The 4,397-nt window shown below is 71.7% G+C and carries 3 protein-coding genes; 1 reads left to right on the top strand and 2 read right to left on the bottom strand.

Annotation, left to right across the window (positions count from 1 at the left end; translation table 11 throughout):
* Positions 1-221: 221 nt before the first annotated feature.
* Positions 222-1,913 carry a hypothetical protein gene (locus tag ABT093_RS40430; RefSeq protein ID WP_350572508.1) on the bottom strand — a complete coding sequence of 564 codons (1,692 nt, stop codon included), beginning with the start codon at positions 1,911-1,913 and terminating at the stop codon, positions 222-224.
* A 1,223-nt stretch (positions 1,914-3,136) separates the two neighbouring features.
* Positions 3,137-3,919: a GntR family transcriptional regulator gene (locus tag ABT093_RS40425; RefSeq protein WP_350572507.1), complete on the bottom strand. Its 783-nt coding sequence runs from the start codon at positions 3,917-3,919 to the stop codon at positions 3,137-3,139.
* 111 nt (positions 3,920-4,030) lie between these two features.
* On the opposite strand from ABT093_RS40425, the gene ABT093_RS40420 reads away from it, so the two are divergent.
* The gene (locus ABT093_RS40420) at positions 4,031-4,318 is read left to right on the top strand and encodes a hypothetical protein (RefSeq protein WP_350572506.1); all 288 of its coding nucleotides are present in this window, start codon (positions 4,031-4,033) and stop codon (positions 4,316-4,318) included.
* The last annotated feature ends 79 nt before the right edge of the window (positions 4,319-4,397 follow it).

The raw sequence follows: 4,397 nt of genomic DNA, 5'->3' as shown, positions 1-4,397 counted from the left end.
CCGGGGGAGGCGGTGGTGCGGTGGTGCGGTGCGGTCGAGCCAGAGATCGCGGGCGCTCCGTGCCCGGCGCACCGCACCCCTGGTCCGTCCCTCCGAACCCCGTGGTGCGGTGGTGCGGAGCTCGCGTCCGGCGACGGCAGTGGAGTGCCCGCACCGCCGGCACCGCCGCACCACCCGGTGTGCCGTCCCGGGCAGGGGTCGGGCCCGGACGGGCGTGGTGGTCAGACAGCTGCGGCTGCGATCTCCACGATCCGATGGCGGACACAGACGCTGCGGGCCGGGAGCGCGGGGCGATTGCACGCCGCACCGTCCGCACCGCCGATGCACGTCACGGGTTCTGTGGCCGGGACGGAGGGGCGGGGCGCGACCTGCGGCAGCCCGGATACCTCGGAGCGGCAGAGCATGCAGGAGCCGTCGAGCAGGGCCTGGCCGATCAGGAAGATCCGGGCATCGCACCCGGTGCACGTTCCGCGCGGCGGTCCCGCGGGCTCGGACCGAGGGGCGGGGACAGGGCGGCGGATGGCGTCGTCCAGGACGCAGTCCGTACAGGATCCGGCAGGCCCAGGCCGGGTGCCGTGCTCAGGACACAGGCCCTCCGCGAGCCGCTGACTGCGCTGGCGTGCCGCAGCCCGGTCGGCGACGACTTCCGCGCACACGTCGCAACGCCGCCCGGTCGACCACATGACGCCGCTCTCGCAGTCCTGGTGGCCGCAGCCCCAGCGCGGCAGAGCCACGCCGAGCAGCCACCGGCCCGGATCGTGGATCTCCGAGGCCATCGTCCGGGCCGCGCGGATGGTGAGGCGGTGGCTGATTCGCTCCGCGGCCATCCCGTCGCGCAGCTGCCGGCCGACTTCCCGCGCGATCTTCCGCGCGACGAACGGGCTGTCGACCCGCTTCAGCAGCCAGTGGACCGGCTCCAGCACCGCGTAAATCTCCGGGCTCAGCGTCAGCTGCGGGCCGCTGTACGCCCGCCGGGAATCCGTTGACCGGCCGGTCGTCGGCTTGGGGATGACGGGCTGGTTGTCTGCATCCGCGCGCAGCGCGAGAACCGCCGAAGCCCTGCCGTGTGGCTTGGGGACCGGCGGGTTTTCCACAGGCGCAGCGCCCTCTACTACCTGAATCTCGCCTACGGCGGGTGAGTCAAGCGCACCCGCGTCCTCCGGTCGGTCAGTCCTAGGTGTTTCCTCATTCGCGAGGGATCCCTCATCGGCCAGCGGACCCGAACCCTCACCAACCGGAGGACTGTCCGCCTCAGCCGGAAGGATGCCCGCCCGCCCCTGCCGGGAGCGTTCCGCGTCGTCGCCGGGGGCCGGGTCGGCCGGGCCGGTGACCTCTTCTTCCCCCGGCGAGGCGGCAGGGGCGATGTCGTGAGCGGTGAACAGGTGGCGTCCGCGGGCTCCGGCGCGGCGCCGAACGGTTAGCCACCGGGCCGTCTCGAGCTCGTCGACCACCTGGCCGGCCGCCGTCGCGGTCAGCGGCTGGCCGGCCTTCTTGCCGGAGTGGTGGAACAACGAGCCGGCGAGCTCCCTCTCGGTCAGCTGGATGCCCACCGCCTGCGCGTACGCGATGATCGCGTACGCGCGCAGCTGGCGGGGCGTGAGGTCCTCCGCGGCCGCCACCGGCACCCACACGAAGGCCTCCGTCCGCGACATGGGCCTGGTCCGGCGGAGCGCCGAGGTCCCTTGCCCGCCGCGCAGCGTGCGCCGCTGGGAGACCAGCTCCACCACCTGGTCCGGAGCGTGCCGCGACAACTGCGCGAGTCCTCTCTCCACGGAGGCCTTCGAGAGGTGCAGGTAGGAGGCGATCGTCGCCGACTTCGCCTGGCAGCCCTCCTCGCGCATGCCGAGCGCCTTCACCTTCACGTACACCGCCAGCGCGACGTCGGCGTAGAAGGGCGAGGTGACCAGTCGCATCGGCACCTTCACCCGCTGCCGTCGGCCGGGCACGCCGCAGACCGCCGCGGCGGGTCCCGCTGCCGCCGCCGGAGCGGGGTGCTCGCCTGAGGCGAGCGGTGAATCAGAGGAAAGAGGGGTGGTGGGCACACTTCTCCTGGCACAGCGGCCCATGGCTCACTGCGCTGGGTTTCGCAGCCCCGCCAGTTACTGGAGGGGCTGTTGTGTTGTCGATGTGGGCGCGGTCCTCGGCCGGTCAGAGGTGGGTGTCGGCCATAGAGGTGTGCGGGCCCGGCTCGGTGTGACGGGGAAGGCGGAAGAATTCGACTCCCCCTTGTCCACACCCGGACCCACCGTCTCCTCGGCGTCTCCCGGAGCTGGCCGGAACCAGGGGCTGACCTGCAGGACAAGGGGGTGCGGCAGAGCCGTTTCCCCTCGTCCGCGGGACGAGCCGGCGAGTCAGCCGAGAGCGGGACGAACCGAGGGCCGGGGGCGGCGCAGCGGAGGGCCGCCAGCAGCCGGACAAGGGGTGCGGGCCGCGGCGAGAAGCTGTACCAGTGCGGGCCCGGGCATCCCGGCGGCGGACATGCGCGAGGGGCCTCGGCGCGCGGATCTGGCCGCGCGGGCCGGGTCAGTGGCCGGGATCAGACCCTGCTGGCGGGGCCTGAGCTGACAAAGGGCATGGCGGTACTGCAAGATGTACTCCGTCCTCTCCGGGCCTGGCCCGGGGTACGACAAAGCCCCGCTTGGGGCGGCTGCTGGTGAGGCAGTGATCATCAGACCGCGAGGTCTGAACCTCGCTCAGGGGAGCGGCAAACTCCTGCTGAGCGGTGAAGGCCGGGTCGAGGAGCGGCAAACTCCGGGACCGGCGGAGAAGGGCGAGGAGCGGCCTGGCAAAAGGCGCCCGCCCGGCGAACTACGACATCCCGCCCCCCTCAACCGGGGCGGTGCGCCCATCGCGCGAGCCGCACAGCAGAACAGCCCGCTGGGGCGACGTCGAGGACGCCGCTCGATCAGCAGGCTGACTGAGTGCTTGCGCGTGGGTGCGGGTACGCTTCACCACGAGACACCGCCTTATCGGTTCTCGGTTCGATAAGCCCCCGCGACTTGCTCAAGGTCGCGGGGGCATCGTGCATTTTCGGGGCCGATGCTAGATCGACTGGATGTCACCCTATCCCCATACGTGTCGTATGTGGACAGCCGATTGATGGTCGCCACACATGGCGCGTACACACCAAAAACTGTCATGTCGCGGGCACTTCAGGTGGCGTCCCGGCCGACCGCGACAGGTGCACACGATCGGCGCGGACCGCCGTCAGCTCGCAGAAGACCGGTTCGCCCTGGCGGTATCCGGTCCGCTGGATGAAGTGCACGGGAGCCGGGCCGGACTTCAGCACGCGGGCCTCGTCGGCGGTTGCAGCTCTGGTGGACCAGCAGCTGCGGACGCCGTCCTGCCCCAGCCCGTGCTCCGCGAGCAGGCGCTCCTCGTCGACGGCCTCCGGTTCCAGGAGCCGGCGGGCCACGTCGGCCACCGACCGCGGGACCAAGAACTCCCGGAATGCCCAGGGGGCACCCGCGTGGCGGTGCACGGTGCTGCGCACCGCCACCGTCATCCCGTCCGGGCCCTGGAGGAGGCGGGCGACCTCGGCCGGCGCCTGGCGCAGCTCCGTACGCATCTCCTCGCCGTGGCCGAGCTGCTCCTCGCCGACGGGCAGCAGCTGCCCGCCCTGCGTCCAGATGACCTCGAACGCCGAAGGAACGCCGACCACCCGGTAGCCGCGCTTGGGCAGCGACTCCACCAGCCCTTCCTCGACCAGTGGTCCGAGGCCGGCCATGACCGTGTTCCGGACCACGCCGAACCGCGGAGCGAGCACCCGGCTGGACGGCAGGAAGCTGCCCGGGGTGAACTCGCCGGCCACGATCGCGCGGCGCAGTTCGGCAGTGACCTTGTCCTGCTGGCTCGGCTGCGACATGAGGCACATCTTGCCGTACCGGCGCGGGCGGGCCCGGGCCCTGGTCCCCTTCATCGGGCATCCCCCTTGACGTGATCGATCTTCAGGTGCACCATCATCACACATCTGGCTCATCTGGAACGAGCCAGATGAGCCAGATGTTTCTAGGAGTGATGGAGCCCGCCCATGAACGCCCGAACCCGAATCACCGTTGCCGCCGCCCTCACCGCAGCGCTGGCCCTCGGCACCACCGGCTGCGCCCTGGACGGAGGCAAGGCCACCCAGCCCTTCATGGACGCGCCGAAGGGCGCGATCAACAAGCAGCCGATGGACATCGTCGTGATGAGCGACGGCTTCTCCAACGTCGGCGCGAAGTGCGACGGGCCCAACCGCGTGTACGTGATCTTCCACGGCGACGACAAGTACGGCTCCGTCGCCGTCGCCCCGAACGACCCGCGCTGCACCACCCGCTGACCCCGGACCGTGCCAGGCACGGCGCCCACGGGCCGAGGCGGCCACCCCCGTCGAACGGCCCGCCCGATCCGCGCGCTCC

Origin of the sequence: Kitasatospora sp. NPDC002551, from assembly GCF_040296005.1 — a bacterium.
Classification (GTDB): Bacteria; Actinomycetota; Actinomycetes; order Streptomycetales; family Streptomycetaceae; genus Kitasatospora.
The sequence above is the reverse complement of the archived record's forward strand: the minus strand, read 5'-3'. Positions and strand labels throughout refer to the sequence as shown.

What these genes read in the sequence shown, in the direction of transcription:
- ABT093_RS40425 (WP_350572507.1), bottom strand. Translation starts at nt 3,919, where the DNA reads ATGAAGGGGACCAGGGCCCGGGCCCGCCCGCGCCGGTACGGCAAGATG.
- ABT093_RS40420 (WP_350572506.1), top strand. Translation starts at nt 4,031, where the DNA reads ATGAACGCCCGAACCCGAATCACCGTTGCCGCCGCCCTCACCGCAGCG.
- ABT093_RS40430 (WP_350572508.1), bottom strand. Translation starts at nt 1,913, where the DNA reads ATGCGACTGGTCACCTCGCCCTTCTACGCCGACGTCGCGCTGGCGGTG.